This is a genomic window from Rothia sp. HMSC058E10 (assembly GCF_001809415.1).
GTDB classification, from domain to species: domain Bacteria; phylum Actinomycetota; class Actinomycetes; order Actinomycetales; family Micrococcaceae; genus Rothia; species Rothia dentocariosa.
Genome location: NZ_KV797627.1, coordinates 40822 through 67032, shown reverse-complemented (window position 1 = coordinate 67032; position 26211 = coordinate 40822). Strand labels below are relative to the sequence as shown.

Sequence of the window (26211 nt, the reverse complement as noted above, 5' to 3'; positions counted from 1 at the left end):
CTTGAATTTCTACATAAAGGTGAATCGGCTGCGTGCCTTAACGGCGCCGCCCTGATTCACGGTGATCTCTGTCTGATAGGTATCGCGGTGTTTCTCGCACCACAGCAGGTTGAGGGTTGGAATCTCGGTGAGCTCCACGAACTCGAAAAACTCGTGGGTTTCTTCCGCCACACGCAGGTTCGCGGGGTCTGCCCCAGTACGATGCGCGAGCGCCGCCACCGCGAACTGCCGGGCTGCGCTTGCCATCATGAGCCCCGGATAGTGGTCCAGCGGGCGGTCGAAATGCCGTGGCGGGGCTGTGGGCACGATGCGGCATTGGGCTAGTACGGGGGCTCCCGGCGGGTTCTGAGGGGACCGTTCCGAGGTTTTCTCCCGCGGCTCTTCCACCTGTTCTTGGGCGGTTTCGGTACCGTGAGCCGTATCGTTATGGCGCACGTTTCCGATCAAAACCTGGGATGCGTCGCTCACCCCGCACAGACTCGCGGGGGCAGCCTGCACGTGCCCGTACGGCGTTCCCCACACGCGCACAGCCTTCGGGGGTTCGGCGGATGCGCCACCGGCGACAGTCGCAGCCTGGATTTCTGCGGTGTCCCCGAGTTCACCGCGCAGTTCCTCGAAGGTATCGGCGGTGAGGAAGAGCGCCGCGCCGTCGCTTTCGGCCAGGCAGGTATCGCCCACCCAGAGAGTGATCGCCCCGCTGATCGCATAGCACGGCTGCCCGCGCCTGCGGCGGATGGTACTCACGGGAACGTGCAGGCTCAGCTCGATCGGCTCGTCTACGCCGGTTGTGTCGGGGCCGCGAACGTCGCCGCCCAGAACATGCGGGGTGAACCTCAGCCCTGCGCCGCGAAGCACGAAATGGTCGGCGGATTTCACGCCGAGCGCCTCGCGCCCGAGCGCCTCGATCCCCTGGCGGTGCAGGTCTTGCAGGTATTCCACGTCGGTCACGCTCAGCTTGAGTGGCCCACTCACATCGGGGGCGATGCGCGTATCGTACCGCAGGAACACGCGGTATTCCCCGCCATTCTCCGGGTCTTCGGCGGCGGGGTTTCCCGCTTGCGTGAGATCCGCATCGGCTGCCGTGCTGGAGGCAGGGTGGTAGGCGCATTCGAGAAACGCCGCGTATCGCGGGTCTGCGGATGCACGTCCCGCCGCCAGTGGCGCATCCTCGGGAGACTGCCGGGTACTCATGCGCGTATCGCCAGGGTCACGTTGTGCCCGCCGAAGCCCAGGGAGTTTGAGAGTCCCAGCCTTTTAGGCGTGCCGTCGGCCGCGCTGAACGTGCCGGGCGCTAAATCCTGCGGTTCGCCGCTGATGCGCACCCATCCCAGTCGCTTATCCAGGTTTTTCAACCCCAGGGTGGGCGGTGCCTGCCCGTGCCGAAGCGCCTGAAGCGTGGCGATGGTCTCGACGGCGCCCGCAGCCCCGAAGAGGTGCCCGATTGCCGATTTCGTGGAGGAAACCGGGATGTCCTCAAGGGCATCCCCGAGCGCCTGCCGCAGCACGTTCACTTCGGTCGTATCGTTCAGCTCGGTTCCGGTGCCGTGGGCGTTCACGTACGATACCTGTTCGGGGGTTGCCCCCGCGGTTTCAAGCGCGCGGTTGAGGGCGTAGGCCGCATACATGCCGTCCGGGTTCGGCGCCGTAATGTGGTGGGCATCCGAGGAGAGCCCGTACCCTGCGATTTCGCCCAGTATCTCGGCACCTCGGGCGCGGGCGTTCTCGGCTGATTCGAGCACGAGAATACCGGCACCCTCCCCCAGGTTGAAGCCGTTGCGCTCCTCATCGAAGGGGGTCGAATTCCCGTCGGGCGAGATCGCCCCGGCGGCGTTGAAGATAGCGCGGGTGAACCGGGTGGTCCCCGCCTCTGCGCCGCCGACGACGGCTGCATCCGCCTCGCCCAGCAGAATACTGCGCACACCGGCGATAATCGCCTGTGCCCCCGAGGAGCACGCCGTGACGATTGCGGTTGTTTCGCCGTGCAGCCCGTGGCGCATGGAAATATGCGCGGGCGCGGCGTTCGCCATCATCATGGGCACGGTCAGCGGCGAGACTTCTTCGGCGCCCTCGGTGTGCATCACTAAATGCTGCGTTTCGAGGGTGTCCAGCCCGCCGATAGCGGTGCCGATATAGCAGGTGATGCGCCGCGCATCGCACGGCAGTCCGCCGCCCCAGCCCGCCTGCGCGATAGCCTCATCGGCCGCCGCCACGGCAAGCTGGGTGTACCGGTCCATGCGGCGCATCTCGCGGCGACTGAGCGGGTTCTTCACGTCAAAGTCGAGGCATCGCCCAACCTTGCCGCCCAGCCCGTTCTCGTTTTCGTCGTTCAGCCCGCTCAAGCCCGCCACGGCACGCTCATGCAGCGTCTCGGCGCCAACACCCAGCGGGGTGACGGCACCGATTCCCGTGATGACTACTCTCGTACTCACTTCTCCTGTGCCTTTTCACGAATAATATCTACGGCATCCTGCAGGGTGGCGGCGTTTTCAAAATCCTTGGGCTTGACGGGAATCATCAGCTGCTTCTTGACCGCCTGGGTGAGCTCAACAACATCCAGGGAGTCGAGCCCCATCGAATCGATTTTGGCGTCGAGTTTGACGGTGCTGGCGGGCACGCCCATGTCGATCACCTGCTGGGTCACGAACTCTTCCAGGGATGCGGTGTTAACGGGGGTCTCAGTCATGGTTCTCTCCTGATCGGATTATCTGGTGTTTTCTGTGGTTGGTTATCTTTTGTTCACGGCGGATACCCGTGAACTTATCCGGCAAACGGCGAGCTTGCTCGGGGCGAGCGCGAACCTAGTTCAGCGAAAACGCCTGAGCACTCAGCCCACCATCTACCGCAATGCTCTGCCCGGTAATGTAGTCGGCGCGGTCGCTGGCGAGGAACGCCACGCACTCGGCAATATCGCGTGCCTGCGCGGGGCGAGCCATCGGCACGGCGCGCTGCACCGACTGGGTGAAGGTTTCAACCTCTTCGGTCATTGAGGTCTCAACGAGTCCGGGGCATACCGCGTTCACGGTCACCCCACGTCGCGCCACCTCGATAGCAATCGCGCGGGTTATTCCCAAAATTCCGCTTTTCGCGGCGGAATAGCTGCCGGTTCCGGCGATTGTCCTCCCGGCGAGAATCGAGGAAATATTGATGATTCGCCCAAAACGTGCGCGAATCATCGGCCCCAACGCCCGCCGAGAGGTACGAAAAACCGAGCTTAAGTTTGTCGAAATCGCCGCATCCCATTCGTCGTCGCTGAGCCCCGCAACCAGCCCGTCGGAACGAATTCCGGCGTTATTGACCAGCACGGTGACCTGCCCTAACGAGTCTTCGAGCGCATCAAAGGCGTCATCAACTGAGGTGGTGCTGGTGACGTCAATTTTGATGGGCATCGCTGACACGCCGCACTCGCGGATGCGCCCGGCAACCTCTTCGGCGCGCTCGATTCCGGTGGCGTAGCCGACGGCTATATTCCATCCGTCCTGCGCCAGTCTGAGCGCGATTTGTGCGCCAATATCTCCCGACGCTCCGGTGACGAGGGCGCATCCTGGGCGCTTCTGGTGTGTCATCTGACTCCTTAAAAGGTTTGGTTCTTATGCTGCGGCGGGTTCACGGCGTATCGCGTGCCGTGGTAGTTCGCCGCGCGGTGCTCAATAGCGTTACGTGGGATGCGTGAATGCGTGTTTCGCCCGTGTTTTAGGCGAAGACGGCTTGCCCGGCATCTGCGGGGGTGGGGTACTCGGAGTTGAGAACACCGATCTGGCGCAGCAGGCCGAGCTCATCGCGCCCGCCCCAGTGCTCGATTGCCTTGCCGTCTTCAACACGGAATAGGTGCAGGTGGTGAATCTCGAAGGGCTTACCGGTGGCGGGAATACCCATGAACTCGCCGGTGTGAACGCCGCTGAACTTGATCACCATGGTGTAGTGCTGACCGTCCGCGCTTGCCACGATCTTCTGGGGCTTCCACGAGGCATCGGAGAACGCCTGGTTCATGTATTTTGCGGTTGCCAGGTACCCTTCGGGGCCACCGCCAACGCCTTCGCTCGCCTCATGATCGACGAAGTCGGGGTGAATGTACTTGCGGGCGGTTTCGATATCCATGTTCGTGAAAATCTCAGCCACGCCGAGGGCAACGGTGCGCAGGTCTTCGGGCATCTGCGCCATCATGTCTTCGATAATATTTCCCCACTTACCCATGGGTTTTCCTTTCGTTGGGTGACCTTCCGGTCACGGGGTTTAAACTGTTTCCTCTGCCGGTGAGAGCAGGGGGTGCAGCTGTTTCACGCACTCTTCGGTTGTGGTGAATTCGATGGCATCCCACCCGGCTGCACGGGCGCCTTCGCAGTTACGCGCAAGGTCGTCAATGAGGATGCACTGCGCCGGGTTCACCCCGGCAAGTTCTGCGGCGTAGTCGTAGATACCGCGCTGCGGTTTGCGGTATCCGACCTCGAAGGAGAGCACAATATCGTCGAAAAGACCGGGTTCGTTGAGCATGGCGCGCCAGTGGTTATCCCAGGTGGGCACCATATTTGAGATCAGCCCTACCTTCACACCGTGCGCCTTGATCTCGTGCAGGTACGCCACCCAGGATGCGTTGGGCTCGCGGTCGCGGAACCAGTCGTCGGCGAGGGTATCGAGCTGGAATGCCCCGCCTACCTGTTCGGAAATTTCGCTCAGCCACTCTTTTTCGCTCATCAGGGGCGTATCGACGAGTTCCAGCGGGTCGGTGAGGTTGTGGTTGCGGGCGACCGCCTCAAATCCCGCGCGCAGCTGGGACTCGGTGAGCCCGTATTTCTGGCAGAAGACGCGCATCGTGTGGCTGACCGGCGGGGTGAGTACTCCGCCGAAGTCCGTCCACACATATTTCGTGGTGTTGTAGTCGGGCGACATAAAGGTCCTTGTCATCTAGCTTTTGAGCGCGAAATCCGCGATCTGCCGGTTATCTTGTTCAACCACGAATTCCCCGGGCGCGGTTGCACGGATCTGCACGGGTGAATCGAGTTCTGCGAACGCCAGGAAGTTCCCGCGTATTGAGGAAATTTCGGGGGCGCGCTCGCTATCCGGGCGGGTTGCCAGGTAGAGCTGCCGTGCCGCCTCGGTCAAAATTTGCATGGTGATGTGGTCGTAGGCGTGGTCGAAAAGCGCCTTATTCGCCACGTTCGGGGTCACCTGCGCACTCGGGGCTTCGGCAGTGTTCAGCTGCGAGATCACCACGTTGAGGGGATTGCGCCTGCCCACACGCTCGGGGGCGATGGGATCCTGCACGTCTGTGAAGGTCAGCTCGTGCAGGTTCGCGGTCGTGGGCGGTGGGGTGCCGCGGTATTCGCTGCGCAGAATCTGCAGCTGGTTTTTGGTGAGGATGCGCCCGCCGCTGAAGTGCTCGGCGATCACCCGGTTGCCCATGATGAGCTGCTGGTAGCACCGACCGGAACGCGGGGCACCGCGCCGAATGGAGGTCCAGTCGAAGTAGTTGCGAATCAGCAGGTTGGTGTCTTCGGGGTTTAGCGCGGCGATTTCGTGCGGATAAATCGTGAGCCCAAACTCGTTGGAGATCAGGGTGTTTCCGACGTCTACACCGACTTCGTGGGCGCTGGCGATTGTCGCCTGCCGCGCAATTTCGAGCAGCAGGAGCGCATCGGGGGTTCCTTCGGCATCGTTGTAGATGCTGTCGTGAAAGAAGCTGTGCGATGAGGGCAGCTGCGCCGCCACAAGCACATGCTGCGTGCTCTGCCGGCGAATATCCGTGAGGAAAACTTCGGAAACCGCTGCACGGTGTACCTTATGACGATCGACGGTACGGTCATAGTGCAGATCTTCTATATCCGGGTCTATCGTGATAGTTTCGTCGAGCTCTGGTGCCGACTCGTATATGAGGGTCATATGCCCTCCTCCTTTGGCTGTGGTTGGTGTATGTTGCACGTGGTTATGGGGTCCCGCGGGGCTTACTGCGTGCGGGTAAGTAAGCTCCTTGGGTGTGCGTTATCGGTGTTGTTATGCCCTGCCGCTGGATACGGGCAATATGGTGAAGATTCTCAATATCAAAAAGACATAAGTATGGTCACTCTGGTGTGAAGGTGTGATGATCCCTTGATATTCCTGCGGATTCACGATGGATGCGGGTTGCGAAAGACCGAAAGCGCAGCGGCTTGTCTATCCCGGCGTATACCTGGGAGTACGCCGCTGCCCGTGAGGTTGGGTCAGCGAGGATCTGAATGTCGGAAGGCTTCGAGTGCTCAGGCAGCGCACCGTATCGTGCGTTATCTGGCGTCTGTTATGAATTCTGCTGATTTCGTCGGTGTTCATAGCGTTCATTCCTTTTTCATCCCTACCGTGTGGGTAGGAGATACCATCGGAACGTTTCGGAAGTTTGAGTTAGGTTCTGATGGTTGTCTGTGGTTGGTTGAAAAATATGTGCAGCTGGCCTAGGGCAACTTAGCTGCGGGTTCTGGCGCGACCGCTCGTTCAACGGCGGGTGCGCCAGTTTTGGGAAGCACGGTGAAGACGGCAACAGCACCCAAAAGCCCGACTGCCGCACCTACCCAGCACGCAGCGGCTACGCCTCGGGGCGATTGTGCCGTTGCGGTGGCGATTCCGATACTTCCCATCAGCGCGATACCCAGGGCGCCGCCGAGCTGCATAGCAACATCGGCAACCGCCGAGCCCGCGCCGGTTTGTTTCTTGGGGGTCGATTCCATGATCGAGTTCACGGAGGCCGGGGCGCCAAAACCCACACCCAGACCGAACGTGAAGAGCGCTACCACAACCTGCCCGCTCTTGGGCGAGGGGCTGATAGCCAGAAGCACCATGCCGAGGGCGACCATGAGAGGGCCGGTAGCTGAGACGGGACCCAGCCCAAACTTTTCGACGAGTTTGGGCGAGATCGGTGCCACGAGAACCGCCGAACACATGGCGAGCATATGCAGACCGGATGTAAAAGGGTCAAGCCCTAGAACGAACTGCAAATGCTGAGTCATGATGAACAGCCCGCCGAAGACCCCAAAAAATACCGAAGAGATCGTCAGCAGCGGCCCGCCGAACCGGCGGTTACGGAAGACCTCATGGCTGAGCATGGGCGATGCGCTGCGGCGCTCCCACACGATGAAGATGAGGCTCAGCACCACACCCGCAATCAGCAGGGTCAGCGTCAAGCTTGAGGTCCAGCCTGCTTCCGGGGCGGCGATAATGCCGTACACCAGCAGAGCAGGTCCGAAAATCGAAAGGATCAGCCCGAAGAAGTCCAGGCGGGAAGAGTGCTTTTTTGAGGATTCCGGGGCGAGCATCAGGCATGCTAAGAATGCCACGGCAATAATAGGCACGTTGACCAAGAAAATGGATCCCCACGAAAAACTTTTGAGCAGCAATCCGCCCACAATGGGACCGAGCGGAATACCCAGCGAGGACATTCCCACCCAAATTCCGAGAGCTTTAGCACGTTCATGGTCTGGAAAAATATCACGAATAAGTGCTAGGGTCGAAGGCATAATAAATGCTGATCCGAGACCCATAATTACTCGTGAAAAAATAAGTACTTCTGCATTAATAGAGAAAGCCGCAAGTATTGAACCAAGCAGCAAAATAAACATACCGGCTAGAAAACTTAGTTTATGTCCGATTCTGTCGGCAAGACCGCCAAAGAAAAGTAGTGGTGCGGCAAATGCAAGTGAATAGGCTGCAACAACCCATTGCAATTGTTCGCCCGTTGCCTGTAGTCCAGTCTCCATAGACGGTATGGCAACCGCGACAATGAGCGAGTCCAGCCCGGTCACAACCAACGCTAGGCACATAAACCCGAGGATGGCCCAGCGCTTGGGGTGGGGTGTGGTCACACTCATTTTTTAGTCCTTGAAGTGGTTGGAAGACATAGATATATGTAACAGTGATGTTTCAAGTATACATTTCAAATTTGGTCTGTCAATTGTTTATTTTCTCTATTTACGCATCAATTATTCACATATATTTATTTCCGCCTAAGAAACAAAATTAGTGTCTCCGTAAATTATTAAAAGAATTACTAGAATGAATGTTTAGCTTTTATGTTTTCCTTGTAAATACTTTCATCAAAAATTCCCTATGATTATCATATATACCTCTCGTGCCGTGTTGAGCGCATAGCATAATCCCAGCCTGGTCATCGCGGCATGACCGTCGTTTCGGGCGAAAGCTAGTGAATCTTGAGAAACCCCTTGTGTGGGATGCGTTACGCCCCAAAATTTGTGTACCCGCACGCGGACGGGTTGGTTTCACCAAAATTTTTGGTGAAACCAACCCGTCCGCGTGTCGTATCGAATTCTGAGGAGGCTCAGCTCGCAAAGCCGAGCCGATATGCAACAAAGACGTAGCCCTTAATTACAGCCTAGTAACTCAGCTCTCCGGAAATCTCGTAGTCTTGTAGAGCGTATCCGTTAGACCAGCTCACGCACCCCCAGTCACTGAGTAGCTATTCAGAGCCTTCACCGATTCGGAAGCTTTAGAGCTTCTCCCCCAAGAACCCGTCATGGTAGCCAACCCTGACGTCGCGCCGCACTGATTCTTATGCTTGGGGAAGCGAAGAAACATACATAGCCCTTTCCTGCTCCCTGCGCTTATACAGCCCCGGGATGAAATTTCCGCCAGCGTGCGAATATTGCAGCAGAGCATCTGCGGCGGCCTGATAATTTCCCTGGTTCGTGAGTTCGAGAACGTCACTCGACTTAAAGGTACCCGCGCCCAGATTGAAGGTGAATGACACGAGCGCGTCGTATTGCTTCTGAGTAATTTCACGAGTAACAGCAGAATTCACAACGGCTTCGGTAGGTTTCAAATCTGCGCGAAGGATCTTTTCCCCTTCTTCTTCGGTGATATGCTGCCCCTCATGGATGGGGTATTCCTCAATACTGGGCGCATAGATCGAATGCCCGTAACCAATCGTGAGAACACCCGCCACGTCGTAGTAGGCGTCACTCCTGAACCCTTCTTTCTCTTTCAAGAAGGCAATTCCTTCAGGTGATATCTGATGCATTGGTATCAACTCCTCTGAAGAATAATTACGATTCCATTAAGAGGTTCCGGTCCCCACCGTAACTAAGGATTCAGAGTCACACAAGAGGTATAAAAGACAGCTTTCTGCCTTGACGCTCGAACTCGCAGTTGTGCCAGAGCGTGTTTTTAGTCAAGCTCCCCGCTGGCGATTAACTGTTCACGTACCTTGCGGCGCAGAATCTTGCCGAGCATCGACCGGGGCAGATCGTCCACCGCCACAATCTTGCGCGGCACCTTATAGCGGGTCACGCGCGCATAGCAGTGCTCGCGCAGTGCATGTTCATCAACCGCGTGCCCTTCGGCAGGAATCACGGCGGCGACCACCATCTCTCCCCCGCTGGCCTGCGGGATGCCCACGACCGCCGCATCCGCCACGGAATCGTGCTGTTTCAGGGCGGTTTCCACTTCGGTGGGTGAAACGTTGAACCCGCCGGTAATGATGACTTCCTTAATACGATCCACGATCTGGATGAAGTAGTCTTCGTCCAGGCGCACAATATCGCCGGTGCGCAGCCAGCCGTCAGCCGTAATGGTTTTCTGCGTGTCTTCTTCGCGTTTCCAGTACCCGGCGAAACACTGCGGGCCGTGAACCCACAGCTCGCCCTCTTCGCCGAGCGGCACATCCTGAAGAGTTTCGGGGTCTACCACGCGAATGTCGGTTGAGGGGAAGGGAATGCCGATTGACCCGGCGCGGCGCGTATCGTTGAGCGGGTTGCATGAGACGAGCGGCGCGCACTCGGTCAGCCCGTACCCCTCAACCATGTACCCGCCGGATGCATCCTCCCACTCTGCCACCAGCTCGGGCGGCAGGTTCATGGCGCCCGAAACCGCATAGCGAACGCCCTGCAGCGATATGCCCTGCTCTTTGGCGACATCCATCAGGCGGCGGTAGACCGGAGGTACTGCGGGCAGAATCGTGGGGCGAGTCTTCTTCATCGCCTTAGTAATCAGGCCCATATCGACGGTTGGGAAGAGCACCAGCCGGGCGCGGCACAGTGCCGCAATCGTCACACCTAAGGTCATGCCGTAGGCGTGGAAGAGAGGCAGCACCGAGTAGATGCATTCGTCGTCGCTGGGTTTAATCCAGGCTTCGCCCATGCGCCCGTTCGATTCGAGGTTGCGGTGGGTGAGCATCACGCCCTTGGGCAGTCCGGTGGTGCCGGAGGTGTACTGCAAGAGCGCTACGTCGTGGGCGGTGGGCCGTTTAAAGTCGGGGTCGATCGGCGGCCTCTTGAGCAGCTGCGCCCAGCTTGTGGTTCCAGGGGCGGCGCCTTCGAGCTTTTCGCGGGATTCGCGCGCCTTTTTGACCGGCAGTTTGAGCGCCGCGCGGGTGAAGACTGGCATCGCTTTAATAAGGTTCACGGCGTAAATATGCGCTGGTTTGATGTCTGCGGGCAGGCTCGTAATATGCCCGGAAATTTTATCCCACACGATGGCGGCCTTCGCGCCGTGGTCCTCGAACATGTGCCTCAGTTCGGCGCCGGTGTAGAGGGGGTTGTGCTCCACGACAATAGCGCCTAGGCGCAGAATCGCGTAGAAGGCAATAATATGCTGCGGGCAGTTGGGCAGAATCAGGGCGACCCGATCCCCCGCCTGCACCCCGGCCAGGCGCAGCCCTTCGGCGGCGCGGTCGATCTGACTGCCGAGTTCAGCATAGGTGGTGGTTGCGCCGAAGAATTCGAGGGCGACCTTGTGGGGAACCTCGCGGACAGCATCGTCAATCAGGTGGCTCAGCGAGGTTTCGGGCAGGTGAACGTCTACGGCGACGCCGGGTGAATAATTTTTGAGCCAGGGGCGATGCGCCAGCGGGTTCTGCCCGGAAGCGGCATCAGGCGTAGTTTGAGCGGGTGCGGGTCTTTGAGATTCCTGCGCGGAAGCCTGGGCATCGTGCGGATGCGAGTCGTGATATTGCGGGTCAGTCATGCTTCGATTGTGCCTGCTGAGAGTGTTTCGCTCAACCCGCGACGCGCTGTGTGCTCCCATTCGGCGAGCATCCCGCCCCATTCCGCGAGCAGTATTCGAGGTTTCTTCGACCATACACTCGCTCCCACTTGCGACGTCTCTATATACAACGACGTACACCACATGCATCAGCACACATCGCAATGTTACGGTGGAGAATATGAGTGAGAAGTCTTCCGGCGATAATCCCACGCACCAGAATTCGAGCTCGCAGATCTCGGCAGCGGGCACCACACGCCCGGCTCTTCCTCTCCGGAAACTCTACGGTATGCGTTTGGGATTAGCAGGTATAACGCTTGCGCTCATGGCTCAGACTTTTCTTGCCATCTTTTATCCGAGTTCTCTCAATTATTTCCCGGTATATACATCCTCACCTATCCTCGTTACTGTGCTCTACTGGGCTCTGCAGATCACCGCGACAGTATTTTATCTGCGGTCACGGTATTTAGGGTTTATCCTCGGAGCCAATATCGTGGGTGCGCTGCATCATGGGCTTGACCTCTTCATGCTTATCTTCCTGGGGCTTCTGTATCACCCAGGCGGTATCGGTCATTATCTCGAAGGTGCAAACGCTGTATATATAATTGCTTACTGGCTCGGACAGGCTGTTACCCTCATCGACTTTACGCTCTGCATTGTCTTTATCATTGTGCTCGTGCGTGTGTTTTCTCGCCGCCGCCAGAGCAAAGTTCAGCCCTAGCGCCTAGCCCAGTTCCCTGTGTTCAAGCCCTAGTTGAGGGCGCTATACAGTAAGCCTGCATCCGGTGGGGCCTTTCTGAGATACTAGGTGTATGAGCAACAGGCATGACATTACCGATGAGCAGTTTAAAAAGCTGCTCCGAGAAATCTCGAAACGCTTCGCCATTCTGGGCGGCATCGTGATTCTCATCGGCTTAGCAATTATCCTCATCATGTACTTCTGGATGGGAGGGACTCACTCATGAGCAAGCCCAACCGCCAGAACCTCAGCGAGGCTTTTGAACGTATGACGGCGGGCAAAGCCTACCGCTCTACCGAGGAGAATAAGCAAGTCGGCGATTCTATCTACCAAGCGGTCAAGTTTTTCGAGCAGTACTATGCGCGCGGCGAGCACGCCCACGGCATGCATGTGCTCCGCGACTACTTGGGCAGCCTAGGCGAGCATACCCAGATGCGCCCGCCGGTTGCCTTCGATTTTGGGGTCAATACCCATATTGGCAAGTATTGTTTCTTCAATTTCAACACCACGTTCCTAGACGTAGCCCCCATTACCATCGGCGACTACGTGTTCGTCGGCCCCGGCTGCCAGTTCCTCACCCCCACCCACCCGATTAATGTTCAGGATCGCATCAATTTTTGGGAGGGCGCTCTGCCGATCACGGTAGGCAATAACGTGTGGATAGGCGGCGGAGCCATTATTCTTGGAGGCGTCACGATCGGCGAAAACGCGGTGATCGGGGCGGGGTCTGTGGTCACGAAAGACGTTCCCGCGAACACGATCGTCGCCGGTAATCCGGCGCGCACTATCCGCACGATTGACCCGCAGCAGCGACCGGCACATCCGCACCAATACAGCGACCAGGAAATGACGCAAGCGCAGGAATTTTATGCGCGCCTTGAAGCTGATAACTTTTAATATCGCTCAACTTCCGACCCTTAAACTGAGCGCCACAAGCGCCACAGTTTTTATGAGCATATAAAGATAAAAATTCTCAGATGCCAACCACCGATATGGAGGAGACCATGACATCTACCCCAAAGAATACCTCAGGTCCCCATCACAATACCCCTGCTGAAGAAAATACCGCTCACGCGAAGGATAAAACGAACCAGAGTGAGCTTCGGGAGAGCTCTCATGACGCATGGGACGCCGCTTTTGAGAGCGACGACCCGACCGTCGTGCTCTCCCCCAAGGATGTACCGGTCGATGATATAGCCGAAGAGAAAACCCGTCCTCTCTCTGCCGCCGACCAGCAGAAATATCTTGAGGAAAGCTCTTCATCCGCCAATGCGCAGGTGAAGACTGATGCGGGTACCGCCAAGGAACGTTCACGCGATGGCGATTCTTCCTTCGGCTGGTTAGAAGATTCCGACGAGTCTGCCAGCAGCGACTCCGTGGATCAGTTGCGCCCCGCCGTGCCCAGCAGCATGGTTACCTACAGTACGGAGGCGCTTCCCCCGCTCCCCGAACATCCCACAACGCCCAGGGAAGTCGGCGACAGCGATGCCATTGTGGCCGTGTCTGCTCCTTCCCCCACGCAGGGTTACCTCATAGAAGACGGTGAAGATACCGACGAGCACGCCCCCATTCTCACGGCGGCAACTGCGTTCGAGCTTCAGAAAGCACGCTACGGGCGACTTCAGGTTATTCCCGGGCTGATGGGCTGGTTCGCCGCAATGGGCGTTTTGCAGTTTTTGCTCTGGGTTACGGCAACCGTGGTCGAGGCTAATCACGGGTCCCCCTACGATTCCATGGCTCCTATTGTGCGTGGGCTATTCTCGGGGAACGATGCGCTCGCCCTCTGGCAGGGTATCGGAACCGGTGCCGCGTACCTGGTGGCGTACTGCATTGGCGGGTATGTGGCTGGCCGCATGGCGCGGTTCTCCAGCGCAAAGCAGGGCATTTCGGTGTGGCTGTGGCAGGTCATGATCATGTTTGCGGCAAGCCTGCTCACCTATTTCACGCCCCAGGTTTTCCAGGGAGGCTCCGCAAACCTTTCCGTGCAGTGGTATACGCAGCACGGTACGGCAAGCGCTATTCTTTCGGTTGCGTTGGTTCTCTGCATCACCTTCATCGCTGCGGTTCTGGGCGGCCTGATGGGCGGTCTCTATCACCGTCGTGTGGAACGCTACGCACAAAACTATGTGGACCAGGAGTTATAACGTTTCAGGCATATAACCCATAGGGAATATAGTGATTGGGGCAGGGTTTCGTGACGACATGAGAACCCTGCCCCCATTTTTGTGTGCACGATATGGCTATATGCCAACTCGGGAATATTCCAGAAACAGAATATGTGTGGTTTCAAGACCCAAAAAATACACCAGGGCGCCGAAGGATTCGTGTCTCCTTCGGCGCCCTTGAGCGTTACTGTACTTGTAAGCGCTACATATCCAGAAGCATGGCGGGTTCTTCGAGAATTGCGGCAACATCTGCCATGAAACGCGCCGAGAGGTCACCGTCTACCACACGGTGATCGAAAGAACCGCCCAGCGTGGTGACCCAGCGCGGAATAACCTCGCCATCAACCACCCAGGGCTTTTGCTTAATCGTGCCGAAGGCAACGATCGCCACTTCGCCGGGGTTGATAATCGGGGTTCCCGTATCGATGCCAAGCGAACCGATATTCGTAATCGTCAGGGTTCCGTTTGCCATCTCGGCGGGCTGGGTCTTCCCCTCACGGGCGCGAGTCGTCAGGTTATTCAAGGCGATCGCCAGCTCACGTAGAGAGAGCTCTTGCGCATCCTTGATATTGGGCACCATCAGCCCGCGTGGGGTCGCCGCCGCAATGCCCAAGTTCATAAAGCGCTTGATCTGAATCTCGCTGTCCGTCCACGTAGCATTCACCTGGGGGTTCCGTTCTGCCGCCCATATCACGGCGGCAGCAAGCACCAGCAGCGGAGTTACCTTCACGCCCTCGAAGTGGCGTGACTTCTTCAAACGCTTGATAAATTCCATGGTGCGCGAGGCATCCACGTCCACGAAAATCGACACGTGCGGGGCGCTAAACGCCGAAGAAACCATAGCCTTCGCGGTTGCCTTGCGCACCCCGCGCACCGGAATGTGCTGCATGCGGTCGCCCTGTGTGGACGGGGACTGCCAGAAACGCTGGCTCGTGGACTCCTGCACGTCGTTAAGATGCGCCACATAGTTCAACAGGTCTTGTTTCGTCACCTGCCCGCGCGAGCCGGTCGCGGTCACATTCGCCAGATCGACGCCCAGCTCTTTTGCCGCCAAGCGTACGGGTGGCGCCGCCAGCGATGGGCGATGCGGCACCGGCTCCTGCGTCGGCTGTGCGGTTACGACGGGCCCCTCAGCCCCGCCTTGGAAACGCTGCACCACCGTATTAAACGGGCTGTTTTCCACGAATTTGGAGGCGCGTTCGGCAAGCTCGCTGAAAAGCCCCTGATTGCGCGGCTCGGGTGACGAGGGGGTATGCGCCACCGGCATCTCCTGAGCGGGTGAAACCTGGGCCTGCGGTGCGGCATTCTGAGCCCTTGCGGATGCGGGACGCTTGCGGGCGCGGCGCTTCACCGAATCGGCCTTGGGCCCCGAACCCACGAGTGCCTGGTTACCGCTCTCGCCCTCATCGGCGGATGCGGCAGGCGCATCCTGCGGTTCGTCTGCAGTGGATGCGGCACTGCCGGAGATCGCGATAATAGGCGTCCCAACTTCGATCGTCTCGCCCTCGCTCACCAGAATCTTCTCCACGGTGCCGGTGTAGGGCGAGGGCAGTTCCACAACGGATTTGGCGGTCTCGATTTCGACGAGAACATCGTTGATGCTGACCTCGCTACCAACGCTGACTTTCCAGGTGAGGATCTCAGCCTCGGTAAGACCCTCACCCACATCTGGGAGATTAAAAATCTGGGACATTTTATGCCTTTCGCTAGGGAATATAGCCTATCGGGAATATTCTTCGCGGGTTATATAAGGAATATGGAATATACGGTTTAGTATTCAAATGAGCGATCAACGGCTTCAAGAATACGGTCAATATCGGGCACGTATTCGTCCTCCGTGCGTGGTACCGGGTACGGCATATAGTAGCCGCCCACGCGCAGCACCGGGGCCTGCAGGCTGTAGAAGCAGCGCTCAGTGATCGCGGCGGCGAGTTCGCCGCCCATGCCCCCGAAGGTCGGCGCTTCGTGGGCAACAATCAGGCGCCCGGTCTTCACCACGGATGCGGCGACGGTGGGTACATCCATCGGGGAGATCGACCGCAGATCAATGACTTCGATCGAGCGCCCATCTTCGACGGCAGCCTCTGCGGCGGCAAGCGCTACCGGCACCAGCGGACCGTATGCCACGATGGTCGCGTCTGTGCCTTCGCGCACCACCTGCGCCTGGAACGGATCAAAATCGGTGTCCGCAAAGTTCACCTCGCCCTTGAGCCAGTAGCGGCGTTTGGGCTCGAAAATAATCACCGGGTCGTCGCATTCAATGGATTTGCGAGTCATCCAGTAGGCATCATGCGGTGAGGACGGTGTTACGATGCGCAGCCCGGCGGTATGCGCGAACAGTGCCTCGGGCGATTCCGAGTGATGCTCGACCGCCCCGATTACACCGCCGTAGGGAATACGGATCGTAACCGGAACAACGTATTTTTTGTCGCTGCGGTTGTGGATTTTGGCGAGTTGTGTGGTGATCTGGTTGTAGGCGGGGAAGACGAACCCGTCGAACTGAATCTCGGCTACGGGCCGATAGCCGCGCATCGCCATGCCGATAGAAGTGCCCACAATACCGGCCTCTCCAAGGGGAGAATCCATCACGCGCTTCTGCCCGTGCTTCGCCAGAAGCCCTTCGGTCACGCGGTATACGCCGCCGAGTTTGCCGATATCTTCGCCGATCAGCACGACTTTGCGGTTATCTGCCATTGCGTCGTCGAGGCCGCGAGTGATCGCTTTCGCCAGGGTCAGGCGCTCAACCTGTGCATTCTGCTCGCTCATTCTTAGTCCTCCTCGAAACCTGCGACGTAGTTGCGGTAGAACTCGCGTTCTTCTTCTACCTGAAGGTGTTCTTCGGCGTAGGCGCGGTCGAAGAACCGGTCGAATTCATAGGGTTCGGAGGCAATCGCCGCCTCGCGCACCCCGTTAGCAAGTTCTTGTGCTTCTTCGGCGAGTTTTTCGAAGAAGGCATCATCTGCGTGCCCGTTCTCGCGCAGATATTTTTCCAGGCGAATCAGCGGGTCTGCGTTCAGACGCTGCTGGAGTTCTTCGTCGTCACGGTATTTGGTGGGGTCATCGGCGGTGGTATGCGGGCCCAGACGGTATGTTTCCGCCTCGATTAACACGGGGCCTTCGCCGCGGCGGATTTTATCGAGCGCATAGCGGGTGACGGCGAGGGTGCCGAGCGCATCGTTGCCGTCAACGCGCAGTCCTTCAAAGCCGTAGCCTTGGGCGCGGGTTGAGATGGGCACGCGCGACTGCACGTCGAAGGGTACCGAAATAGCCCAGCGGTTGTTTTGCACGAAGAAGAGTACGGGGGCATCGTAGGATGCGGCAAAGACCATGGCCTCGTGGACTTCGCCTTCGGTGGAGGAACCGTCGCCGAAGTAGACGCCGACGGCGGGTTTCACGGTGTCATTCTCGGGGTTGGTGGCCTGCCCTTGACCTGTCTGCAGCTGCCCGGTTTCCGCCGCAATATCGGCATCAAAGTTCAGGCCCATAGCGTAACCGACCGCATGCGTAACTTGTGCGGCAAGCACTTTGGTGTAGACGTGGAAGTTATGTTTTTTAGGATCCCACCCGTGGGTGTGTGAACCGCGGAAAATCGTGATGAGTTCGCGAAAATCTACACCGCGGGCAAAGGCAACCGCGTGTTCACGGTAGGAGGGAAAAATATAGTCGTTGGGCGCGAATGCCAGTGCGGAGCCGATCTGCGCCGCTTCCTGTCCTCGACTGGGTGCCCATAGAGCCATTTGCCCTTGCCTCTGAAGTGCCGTTCCTTCGTCATCGATACGGCGGGTGATGTACATCAGGCGGTAGGCTTCGCGAAGCTGTTCTGCGTCTACGTCCTGCACATAAGAGCTGAAGGTGGGGTTCTCATGTACCTTGCCGTTCTCATCCATGAGCTGGATGCGTTCAGGTACTCCCGGATATTTTTCGTTCTCGTGCATCAATCCTCCACGCAGATACGAGCTGTCCTTCACGCCGAGCGCACGCAGAGAGTTTCGGCACGCGGGGCGGAAGGCTTGGGCATATTTCCTCTTATTTTACTCGCTTAAGAACGAAGTGAAGATTTATTGTGCGGTTTTCTATGCTTTCCTTCTGGCGTAATGCACCGTTTCTGTGTGCATGTTGATTCGCGGAATACTTACGTGGGCGAGGAGCAGTCTAAGTGTTGTCGCCGAGAACCAACACGGTCTCTTCCCGAGCCCTCGGCGACATAGCTCAACCCCGCGAGTTGAGGGAGTTTAGACTCTGTGCGGGAACTGCTCGCAGATGCTGATGAAGCGGTCATTTGCCTCGTCTTCGCCGATGCTCACCCGCACGCCCTCGGAATCGAATGCGCGCACCGCTAGGGCGTTAGCGCGCGCCAGTTCGGTAAATTCCGCGGTGTGTTCCCCCAGGGGAAGCCACACGAAGTTGGCATAGGTTTGCGGTATGTTGTACCCCAGCTCGTGCAGCCGGGCGGCCACGCGCTCACGCTCAGTCACCAGGTGTTGTACACGTTCCATCACCTGATCTTCATGTTCTATGGAGGCGACGGCGGCGGCCTCTGCCACGGCGGTGACGGCGAAGGTTGTGGCACTCACCCGCAAATACTGGGTCAGCTGCGGATGCGATACCGAGTACCCCACGCGAAGCCCCGCAAGTCCCTGTGCTTTTGAGAAGGTTCTGAGCACGATCACGTTCGGGTATTCACGGTACAGGCGCAGACCGTCCAGCGGTGCATCTTCCCCATCGGGTACGGGTGATACCGTGCAGAACTCGAAATATGCTTCGTCGAGCACCACCACAATATGAGGCGGCACTTGCGCTAGGAACTCGCGGATTTGTTTTTCGGTGACGGCGGGCCCGGTGGGGTTGTTAGGGGTGCACACCAGGATCACGCGAGTGCGGTCGGTGATCGCATCGAGCATTCCCTGCAGGTCGTGGGCGCCGTTGGGCAGGTTCGGAATCTGCACGCTTTTTGCGCCCAGCAGCCCCACCAGAATGGGGTATGCCTCAAAGGAACGCCAAGCGTATATGACTTCGTCCTGCACGCCGTCGGCATCGACTCCGGCAAACGCTTTGAGAATCTGGTTGAGTGCACCCAGGCTTCCGGCGCCGGTCACGATGTTCTCAGCATCCAGGTCGAACCGCTTGGCGAGCGCTTCACGCAACTTCGTTGAGAGCGGGTCTGGGTAGCGGTGTACCGCATCGAAGGTGCTGAGAATTTCGGCAACCTTGGGGACGGGTCCGAGAGGGTTCTCGTTGGAAGATAGTTTGTACTGGGTTAGCCCGGCAACCTGCGGCGCGGGTTTTCCTGCTACATAGGCCGGAAGGTTCGCAAAAATATGGCGCGGGGGAATCGGTGATGTCTGCGGTTGGTGTGATTCACTCATATCCACAGTATAGTGCTCGCCAACCTCCCCGCTCCGGATTTTTGCGCTAGGTCACGCGGGTTTCTGCCGATCGGGCGCGGTTGCGTTTACGCTGGTGCGCCTAGGAGCCTGGGGTCGTGTGAGGTGCGCATCTCGGGGTCTGGGGTGTTGGTGGGCATACGGCTGCCGGTATCGGCGGGGGTTACGGTCTCACCATCGGGCTGCAGCTGATTCTGTGGTATGTGCAGGTGCGGTGTCTCGGCGGGGTTGCTCATCAGGTGCTCACCCAGCGGCGGCAGGTATCCTTCTTGTATTTTCAGGTCAAGGTTCGGCAGCAGGTTTTCGCCTCCGCCCGTGCCGTGGGGCATATCGAGCTTGGGCAGGTGCAGGTCTTCCAGCAGGCGCGGCGCATAATACGGTTCGGCGTGGGAACCTGCCCCGGAGGGTATGATCCCTGCCCCGTGATAGCTGTACGGCATGGGTTTTGGCCCCGATATGTTCTCCAGCGACTCGGGAGCATGCCATGCTGCAGGTGAGTGTTGGGTATCTGTGGTGCCGGGGTTCTGCACCGGTGCGGGCAGTCCCGAAATCTTCGGGTCTGTGTAATCGACGGGCTTTCGTGGATCAAGCGCATCCATACTGGGTTTCAAAAAATCGGGTGTCCATGACCGTGCCTTATCTTGGGCCAAGTCAACCCCTATATTTCCAAGTACTTGAGGATTTACACCACGCTCATTTGATAATGTTGCGGCTCCGCTCTCCCATAACGAAGGTCCTCCCTCAGAGGTAGCGTTATAGACATTTCCGCCTTCGTAGGTGTAGTTACCTTGAGGCGTAACAGCCATAGGTTTCTGCGCGTTAGCATCCCGTTCTAATGATTCACGATAAAACCTCATATCGTGAGTCATTTCATGTGGTTTAGGATCTCCGCCCTGGCGAAAACTTCTACGGTCAGTAATCACGGTCGAGTCACCTGGGCGTTCCTTCCACGTCTGGCCGCTGATGATTGCGGGGATAGGATCGCCTTTATCTTTGGTTTGATGCACGCGGAAGGTCTTATTTCCTCGGTCTGGTAATGCTTGTACAGGGCCGCCAAAAGTGTACACATCGCTCACGTGGTAGCGTGAGGCAAATTCGTTGTTATTGGCGGCGTTATAGGCGATAGCTGCGCCTTGAGAATGTCCCACGAGAATCACATCATCGGCTGAGGTCACGCCTTGATCTCTTAGCGCACGGTCTAGGGCGCGCATCATGATATGGCTGTCTTGGATAGAGGCGTTCGGGGTATCGGCGCCTATTTGCAGGGTGCCTTGGATACCGTCGGGCTCGCCAGGTTTATTGGAAAAGTCCGTCCCTGGGATATAGGCGTATACGATTTTGCGGCCGGTTTGGGGGTCTCGGTATACCTGTACCTCAATCCCCGAATAACCCTTCCCGTCTTTATCTTCGCCTTCGTATTTTTTCGAGAGGTCTCCCTTGCTCACGCGCTCCATATTCTGGGCGATCTCGGCGCGGGTGCGGGGCATTTTATCCGTCGGTTCTGCCTTATCACGATGCCAGTTCTTGAGTTCACCGCGGTTCTTGTTGTCCTGTTCTTTCTTCCCGAGCCACGGCATTTTTCCATTCGCAATTCGTTCGGCTATCTCACGGGGAATACCCATTTTTTCGAGTTTTCGAGCTATACGTCTGCGCGCCATCTCCGGGTTGGCGCGCATATCCTGGTAGGCGGTCGCCCCGAAGAGAGTGATCGCCGTCAGTGCGGAAAAGCCCATAATATAGGGGTTGCCGCTACGCATACCCCACCCGAAAATGCTCTCTGCGGCGCTATATCCAAGCTCGTACTTTTCCCAGGACCACATGTCGTTGAAGGCGCCTTGCGGATGCATGAGCGCGTTGCGCATCCACTCTTCCTGCGACATGCCGTTAGGCATCTTCCCGTCCTGAGTGAGCCCGATGCGGTTGAACAGTCCCTTCGCGGCTTCTTCTGCCTGATGGTAGCCTTTCGAGCAGGCGTCTATTGCACTGGCGGTTGCCTCCAGCTTAACGGCCCGCTCCCCCAACGTCGCTGCGGCAGAGGTGGTCATGACCGAGGCTTGCCGCCCATGTTCGTTGGTGCCGAGAAAAAGCATGAGCTGCGCCGCGATACCGCTCATCGGCAGGGGTAATGACCCGCAATCGCCGCCTAGCTGGTGTACATTCTGTGCGAGCTGCGGCAGCTCTTCCAGCAGAACGCTAATGGTTTTATCGTCCCCACCGGCTGCTATCTGTTGTCCCGGAGTGTTCATCGTGAGTCCTTCCCTGTTGTCTAGCGATTAGTGAATGCCCGAGCTCTGTAAGAGCCCGGTGGGAACCTGCGAATAATTGAGTAACTGATCTAAGGCATGCTGAGCGTTCAGTGCGCCGGAGGATTTGATGATGTCTGCGGGGTTCAGGTTTTCGAGGGTATCGGCGGTGGTGTTCAGCAGGCCTTTGAGCATTCCGTCTAATCCGGCGGCGGTACCCAAAATAGTGTTTGCTTGGGATTCCAAGGCTGCGGCAACTTCTTCGCCAGCGCGGCGCGCATCCTCGGCTGCGTGCTGTACTTGCTGGTGAGTTTCGGTCAGGCTTTTTTCGTGCTGTTCTAATGCGTTTCGATAGGCTCTCCCTGCCGAGGATTTCCAGTGTTCGGCACGCATACCGTGGGCTTTGTGAAGCATCGTCTGAATGCTCGCGGCATGTTGTTCTAAGCTGGCGGCGAGTTCCTGACCCTTACTGCGCGCCTGCCCCGCTAACCCTTGCAAAGACGCCGCAAAACTGGTTGCAGCGCTGGTACCGATCCCCATGTCACCGGCGGCACGCAGAATATCTGCGGACGTGGGCGGATGCGCTCCCGGGGGAATATCGCCGGTATGCGGCTGGGGCGTTGGTGCGGGTGCGATGGCTGTCATGTCTTCCTCGTTAGCTCTTTGTGTACGGCGGGCGGCTCCCGGTGTGCGGCCGCACGGGTACGCCTGAGTACCCGTGCGCGTGACCGATGCTGTACCTGTTTACCTTCACCCTAGAAGGCTCGGCACAGGTTAATACCCGCTCTCTCGTTGCCCTGTGGATAACCTGCCGTAGTGGGACACTTTCGCTGATTATCCACAGGTTATTTCTCCCGATTTCGTTGGATGCGCGCACTCGCATGACCGAATATGACATGGGCCCGCACAAGCGTGGCAGACCGCGCATCCCATAAATAACGCCTTAGCGGAACAAAGAAAATAACATCCAGAATCCGCAATACGCCGCACCAAGACAGACACGGCGCCCCAGCCGCCATAGAAGACACCCAATCTGACCTTTTACGCCAAAACGTGCGAAGATAGAGGTATGTCTCACCCTGAAAACACGCTCCTGCCCTCGGGAAGAATCGACCTGGGCACCAGTAATCTTGCGCTCGGTCCTCTCGATGGGCGTTACGCCCCTGTGACCACGCCTTTAACGAACTATCTCTCCGAAGCCGCACTGAACCGCGACCGCATCCATGTGGAAGTCGAATGGTTCATATACCTGTGCGAGCATGCCGTTCTTCCCGGGCTCACGCCGCTCACCGATGAGCAGAAGTCTGGTTTACGCGCTATCGTGACCGAGTTCAACGCCGATTCCGTCACCGAACTCGCCGAGATTGAGGCGGTCACTGTTCACGATGTGAAGGCCGTCGAGTACTATATCGGTCGCCGCCTTGAAGCGCTGGGGCTGGGGCATCTGGTGCCGCTCGTGCATTTTGGGTGCACCTCCGAAGACATTAATAACCTCTCCTACGCCCTGGGTATTAAGGACGCGGTCGAGAATGTATGGCTCCCCGCCGCCCGCGATCTGGTGCAGGTTTTGCTCGATCTCGCCGAGACCGGCAGAGATGTTCCGATGCTCTCTCGCACGCACGGCCAACCCGCAACCCCCACCACGTTGGGCAAGGAAATGGCTGTGCTGGCGTACCGTTTGAAACGCCAGATTTCCCATGTTACCGCCACCGAATTTTTGGGCAAGATTAACGGCGCGACGGGCACCTATGCGGCGCATTACGCCTCGGTTCCGGGGGCTGACTGGCAGGCTATTTCGCGGGGTTTCGTGGAGCATCTGGGGCTTAGCTGGAACCCGCTGACTACGCAGATCGAATCGCATGACTGGCAGGCGGAACTGTACTCTGATGTGGCGCATTTCAACCGCGTGCTGCATAATCTGTGCACCGATGTGTGGAGCTATATTTCAATTGGCTTCTTCCGCCAGATTCCGGTGGCTGGTGCAACGGGCTCGTCGACGATGCCGCATAAGGTGAACCCGATCCGCTTCGAGAATGCGGAAGCTAATCTTGAACTCTCCAATGCGATTTTCGATTCGCTGGCATCCACGCTGGTGACTTCGCGTTGGCAGCGTGATTTGACCGATTCTTCGGCGCAGCGCAATATTGGCGTGGCGTTTGGGCATTCGGTGCTTGCGATTTCCAATGTGATTAAGGGTCTGCAGCGCCTCGATATTGCCGCCGACGTTATTGCCGCCGATCTGGAGTCCAATTGGGAGGTTCTGGCGGAGGCCATTCAGATGGTTATGCGCGCGGAGGCGATCGCGGGTACCCCCGGCATGGAGAACCCCTATGAGCGTCTGAAGGAGCTTACGCGCGGTCATCGGGTGGATGCGGTGCGCCTCAAAGAATTTGTGGGCACCCTGGGTCTGTCTGCCGAGGCGCAGGAGCGGCTGTCGAACTTGACCCCGCATACGTACAACGGCATCGCCGCGCAGCTGGTGGATCACGCGAAGGATGCGCAAGGCTAAACGCCTTCGACTCCTTTCGCCCGCCCTCTACGTCCTAAAAAAGGCTCTTTATTCACATAAAGCGGTTTTTCCAATGCTTTATGTGAATAAAGAGCCTTTTTATGGTTCTGACAGGGGCTATAGAACACCCATTTATTCGCCAGGTTTCCCCCTCAACACAAAAAGTTGTTAGATTAAGGATGCTCTAATCTAACAACTTTTCGCACTTTGACGGAAAAGTGTTAGATTAGCAGGCTGCTAATCTAACATCAACTACTTCACCTACAGAAATTCAGCAGATTACCGCCCCTGATGAACCATAACGTACCTTGTGGAACGACCCTGTCCTTCCTGCCTTAGAGTACCTTCATCGACTAGAGCGTCTAAAGCCCTTTTGGCGGTACCGCGGGCTATATGCGTCAGCTCCATCAAATCTCCCGTTGTGATTGCACCGGTGAGGTCGCACCACGCCCGGATCACATCGTGCATAGCCTGCGGGGATCGTGACAGATAGGGCAGCACATAGTGGTCGTTCTCGCCCCGAGCATTCTGAGCAAGGTTAAGTGCACCTTCACCCAGAACCCACACCTGTTGCTCTTTAAGACGGGCTACCAGCGGAACGCCCTCAATAACAGTCTGTTCGGCAGCCCGCAGCGTGAGCGCCGCTGATTCTTCAGAAGATTGCAGACGTTCGGCCAAAGTTTTCAATGTGATAAAAGGGTGCTGTATCAAATAGCTGAGAATAATAGCGATTCCCACGTCTTTCTGACGTGCGGTAGGAACAATCGCTGATACGACCTCTAGTACAGGCAGTACTGGTGTTCCTCCCACGAGCGTGCATTCAATATGCGGACCCGCCACTTCCGCGAAGATAGGGGGCAGATGCCCAAGAACCATCATGGACTGGTACATCCGATCAACCCCCACTCCCTGTTTCTCAACAAGGGTCAGGGCACGGAACAAATCGGCGAGCGCGGGGTATCGTGCAGAACGATTACTGAGCACATTATCCGCAGTAACTCCACCGTAAAATCCGCCTGGGCTTCGCACCACGAGGGTATTATCGAGTGTAATCCAGCGGATATCGGTAGGTTCAGAGCTGTTCCAATCGCGGTGAATAATGCCGTTGAGAATAGCCTCGCGCACAGCGTTTTCGGGAACCTGCCGGACTGCGCGGTGCGCAAACCCGGTGGGAAGCGTAATTTGTGTATTTACGTTTTGCAGAGCCTGCTCGATCTGCCGTATTTGTTCCAGCAGCGGCAGGTCAGCGTCGGGTCGCACAGTATTGAGGATTGACCCGGCGGGAACGTCGAAGATAGTGAGTTCAAGCAGGGTTCGGGATGCGGGGCACAGGGTGAGCGCGGCGGCTTGCGAGAGCTTTCCATCGGAACGCAGTGCGCCCAAACGCTGCAAGACCTCACGGTCCGTGAGGGCTGTATCGGCTCCGAGCAGGGCGCGCACATAGTTCATGGTGGAGCGTGGAATATCTTCAGGCGTGTAGCGGGTGCTTTGAGCCATTTCGTCGTATTCCCGCATATTTTCACGGTGTTCCCACCAAAGGGAACGGTCAATAGGCTTGCAGTGATCCCCAACGCGCCACCGCAGCTTATTGCCGGTATCATACACAGGCTCTTTGGCCTGGGGTACGTAGAGAACCAGCACGCGCAGACCCTGGGCTCCGCCAAGGTGGTGTTCCACAATATCGGGGGCGACCTGTACCGCCTCATCAATACGCTGGCGCAACCATTCAGTATCAAGCTCGGTTCCCAGTACCGTTCCATGACTGTCTTCAACACCTAGTATCAGAGCGCCTCCGCCGGGTGTATTGGCAAAGCAGGCGACTTCATCTGCAAGTTTTGATGCTGCTTCAGCGTTGCGTGTTTCGCCGGGCAGAAGAATACCGCCAGCGCCTCGGCGTCCTGCTTCCTCTTTGAAATCTATGGATGCGCTCTCCCGGTTTGCGTGAAGCTGCCCGTCTCGATACGAAGCAAGGATTTCGGCGACCTGTTTTTCAAGGTCTCGCCTGCGTTCCGAAAGTATCATGCCGTCTCCACAACAGTAGGTTTCAGGGTGGTTGGAGTGTTCTTCTTGACCAACGTCACCACCAAGTCTACCTAAAAACACAAAAAGTTGTTAGATTAAGGATACTCTAATCTAACAACTTTTCGCACTTTGACGGAAAACTGTTAGATTAGCACCCCGCTAATCTAACACTCTCCCGTGTATGTCTCGTGAAAAC

At 57.6% G+C, this 26211-nt stretch carries 22 protein-coding genes; 5 read left to right on the top strand and 17 right to left on the bottom strand.

Annotation, left to right across the window (positions count from 1 at the left end; all coding sequences use genetic code 11):
- Nucleotides 1-9 precede the first annotated feature (9 nt).
- From HMPREF2609_RS05010 to HMPREF2609_RS04965, 10 genes are all read right to left on the bottom strand, one after another.
- Nucleotides 10-1191, bottom strand: coding sequence for an AfsA-related hotdog domain-containing protein (locus HMPREF2609_RS05010; protein WP_070535339.1), 1182 nt, complete (start codon nucleotides 1189-1191; stop codon nucleotides 10-12).
- A complete protein-coding gene (locus tag HMPREF2609_RS05005) occupies nucleotides 1188-2429 on the bottom strand; it encodes a beta-ketoacyl-[acyl-carrier-protein] synthase family protein (RefSeq protein ID WP_070535337.1) in 1242 nt (413 codons plus the stop codon). The genes HMPREF2609_RS05010 and HMPREF2609_RS05005 overlap by 4 nt, the downstream gene beginning before the upstream one ends.
- A complete protein-coding gene (locus HMPREF2609_RS05000; RefSeq protein ID WP_004005620.1) occupies nucleotides 2426-2683 on the bottom strand; it encodes an acyl carrier protein in 258 nt (85 codons plus the stop codon). Before HMPREF2609_RS05000 ends, HMPREF2609_RS05005 begins: the two co-directional genes overlap by 4 nt.
- Nucleotides 2684-2798: 115 nt before the next feature.
- On the bottom strand, nucleotides 2799-3563 hold the full coding sequence (locus HMPREF2609_RS04995; protein ID WP_070535335.1) for an SDR family oxidoreductase: 765 nt from the start codon (nucleotides 3561-3563) through the stop codon (nucleotides 2799-2801).
- Between the two features lie 127 nt (nucleotides 3564-3690).
- The gene (locus tag HMPREF2609_RS04990) at nucleotides 3691-4191 is read right to left on the bottom strand and encodes an ester cyclase (protein ID WP_070535333.1); all 501 of its coding nucleotides are present in this window, start codon (nucleotides 4189-4191) and stop codon (nucleotides 3691-3693) included.
- 39 nt (nucleotides 4192-4230) lie between these two features.
- A complete protein-coding gene (locus tag HMPREF2609_RS04985) occupies nucleotides 4231-4884 on the bottom strand; it encodes an HAD family hydrolase (protein ID WP_246825577.1) in 654 nt (217 codons plus the stop codon).
- Nucleotides 4885-4899: 15 nt separating this feature from the next.
- The gene (locus HMPREF2609_RS04980; protein WP_070535329.1) at nucleotides 4900-5874 is read right to left on the bottom strand and encodes an AfsA-related hotdog domain-containing protein; all 975 of its coding nucleotides are present in this window, start codon (nucleotides 5872-5874) and stop codon (nucleotides 4900-4902) included.
- A gap of 542 nt (nucleotides 5875-6416) precedes the next feature.
- Nucleotides 6417-7826 (bottom strand): MFS transporter, encoded by a 1410-nt coding sequence (locus tag HMPREF2609_RS04975; RefSeq protein WP_070535326.1) that lies wholly within the window; start codon nucleotides 7824-7826, stop codon nucleotides 6417-6419.
- 698 nt (nucleotides 7827-8524) lie between these two features.
- On the bottom strand, nucleotides 8525-8992 hold the full coding sequence (locus HMPREF2609_RS04970; protein ID WP_070535323.1) for a lysozyme: 468 nt from the start codon (nucleotides 8990-8992) through the stop codon (nucleotides 8525-8527).
- 146 nt (nucleotides 8993-9138) lie between these two features.
- Entirely contained in the window at nucleotides 9139-10935 is a 1797-nt protein-coding gene (locus HMPREF2609_RS04965) for a long-chain-fatty-acid--CoA ligase (RefSeq protein WP_246825576.1), read from the bottom strand.
- A 199-nt stretch (nucleotides 10936-11134) separates the two neighbouring features.
- Here HMPREF2609_RS04965 and HMPREF2609_RS04960 point away from each other — a divergent pair, with 199 nt between their 5' ends.
- From HMPREF2609_RS04960 to HMPREF2609_RS04950, 4 genes are all read left to right on the top strand, one after another.
- Nucleotides 11135-11674, top strand: a complete 540-nt coding sequence (locus HMPREF2609_RS04960) for a potassium channel protein (protein WP_070535321.1) — start codon at nucleotides 11135-11137, stop codon at nucleotides 11672-11674.
- A gap of 91 nt (nucleotides 11675-11765) precedes the next feature.
- Nucleotides 11766-11918, top strand: a complete 153-nt coding sequence (locus tag HMPREF2609_RS10905; RefSeq protein WP_004005629.1) for a hypothetical protein — start codon at nucleotides 11766-11768, stop codon at nucleotides 11916-11918.
- On the top strand, nucleotides 11915-12589 hold the full coding sequence (locus HMPREF2609_RS04955) for a sugar O-acetyltransferase (RefSeq protein WP_070535319.1): 675 nt from the start codon (nucleotides 11915-11917) through the stop codon (nucleotides 12587-12589). Before HMPREF2609_RS10905 ends, HMPREF2609_RS04955 begins: the two co-directional genes overlap by 4 nt.
- A gap of 80 nt (nucleotides 12590-12669) precedes the next feature.
- Nucleotides 12670-13836 (top strand): voltage-gated chloride channel family protein, encoded by a 1167-nt coding sequence (locus HMPREF2609_RS04950; RefSeq protein ID WP_070535316.1) that lies wholly within the window; start codon nucleotides 12670-12672, stop codon nucleotides 13834-13836.
- 223 nt (nucleotides 13837-14059) lie between these two features.
- On the opposite strand, the gene HMPREF2609_RS04945 is transcribed toward HMPREF2609_RS04950, so the two are convergent.
- The 6 genes from HMPREF2609_RS04945 to HMPREF2609_RS04920 all read right to left on the bottom strand — a co-directional run bounded on the left by HMPREF2609_RS04945 (nucleotide 14060) and on the right by HMPREF2609_RS04920 (nucleotide 22129).
- Nucleotides 14060-15550 (bottom strand): dihydrolipoamide acetyltransferase family protein, encoded by a 1491-nt coding sequence (locus HMPREF2609_RS04945; protein ID WP_070535315.1) that lies wholly within the window; start codon nucleotides 15548-15550, stop codon nucleotides 14060-14062.
- A 77-nt stretch (nucleotides 15551-15627) separates the two neighbouring features.
- Nucleotides 15628-16623 carry an alpha-ketoacid dehydrogenase subunit beta gene (locus tag HMPREF2609_RS04940; RefSeq protein WP_048751797.1) on the bottom strand — a complete coding sequence of 332 codons (996 nt, stop codon included), beginning with the start codon at nucleotides 16621-16623 and terminating at the stop codon, nucleotides 15628-15630.
- A 2-nt stretch (nucleotides 16624-16625) separates the two neighbouring features.
- Nucleotides 16626-17792, bottom strand: coding sequence for a thiamine pyrophosphate-dependent enzyme (locus HMPREF2609_RS04935; RefSeq protein WP_070535312.1), 1167 nt, complete (start codon nucleotides 17790-17792; stop codon nucleotides 16626-16628).
- A gap of 297 nt (nucleotides 17793-18089) precedes the next feature.
- Nucleotides 18090-19223 carry a histidinol-phosphate transaminase gene (locus tag HMPREF2609_RS04930; protein WP_210391449.1) on the bottom strand — a complete coding sequence of 378 codons (1134 nt, stop codon included), beginning with the start codon at nucleotides 19221-19223 and terminating at the stop codon, nucleotides 18090-18092.
- An 86-nt stretch (nucleotides 19224-19309) separates the two neighbouring features.
- Nucleotides 19310-21487, bottom strand: coding sequence for a hypothetical protein (locus tag HMPREF2609_RS04925; RefSeq protein ID WP_070535311.1), 2178 nt, complete (start codon nucleotides 21485-21487; stop codon nucleotides 19310-19312).
- A 27-nt stretch (nucleotides 21488-21514) separates the two neighbouring features.
- A complete protein-coding gene (locus HMPREF2609_RS04920) occupies nucleotides 21515-22129 on the bottom strand; it encodes a hypothetical protein (RefSeq protein ID WP_070535309.1) in 615 nt (204 codons plus the stop codon).
- 424 nt (nucleotides 22130-22553) lie between these two features.
- Here HMPREF2609_RS04920 and purB point away from each other — a divergent pair, with 424 nt between their 5' ends.
- Nucleotides 22554-23993, top strand: coding sequence for an adenylosuccinate lyase (gene purB / locus HMPREF2609_RS04915; RefSeq protein ID WP_070535307.1), 1440 nt, complete (start codon nucleotides 22554-22556; stop codon nucleotides 23991-23993).
- 279 nt (nucleotides 23994-24272) lie between these two features.
- On the opposite strand, the gene HMPREF2609_RS04910 is transcribed toward purB, so the two are convergent.
- On the bottom strand, nucleotides 24273-26015 hold the full coding sequence (locus HMPREF2609_RS04910; RefSeq protein ID WP_070535305.1) for a DUF5635 domain-containing protein: 1743 nt from the start codon (nucleotides 26013-26015) through the stop codon (nucleotides 24273-24275).
- Nucleotides 26016-26211: the final 196 nt, after the last annotated feature.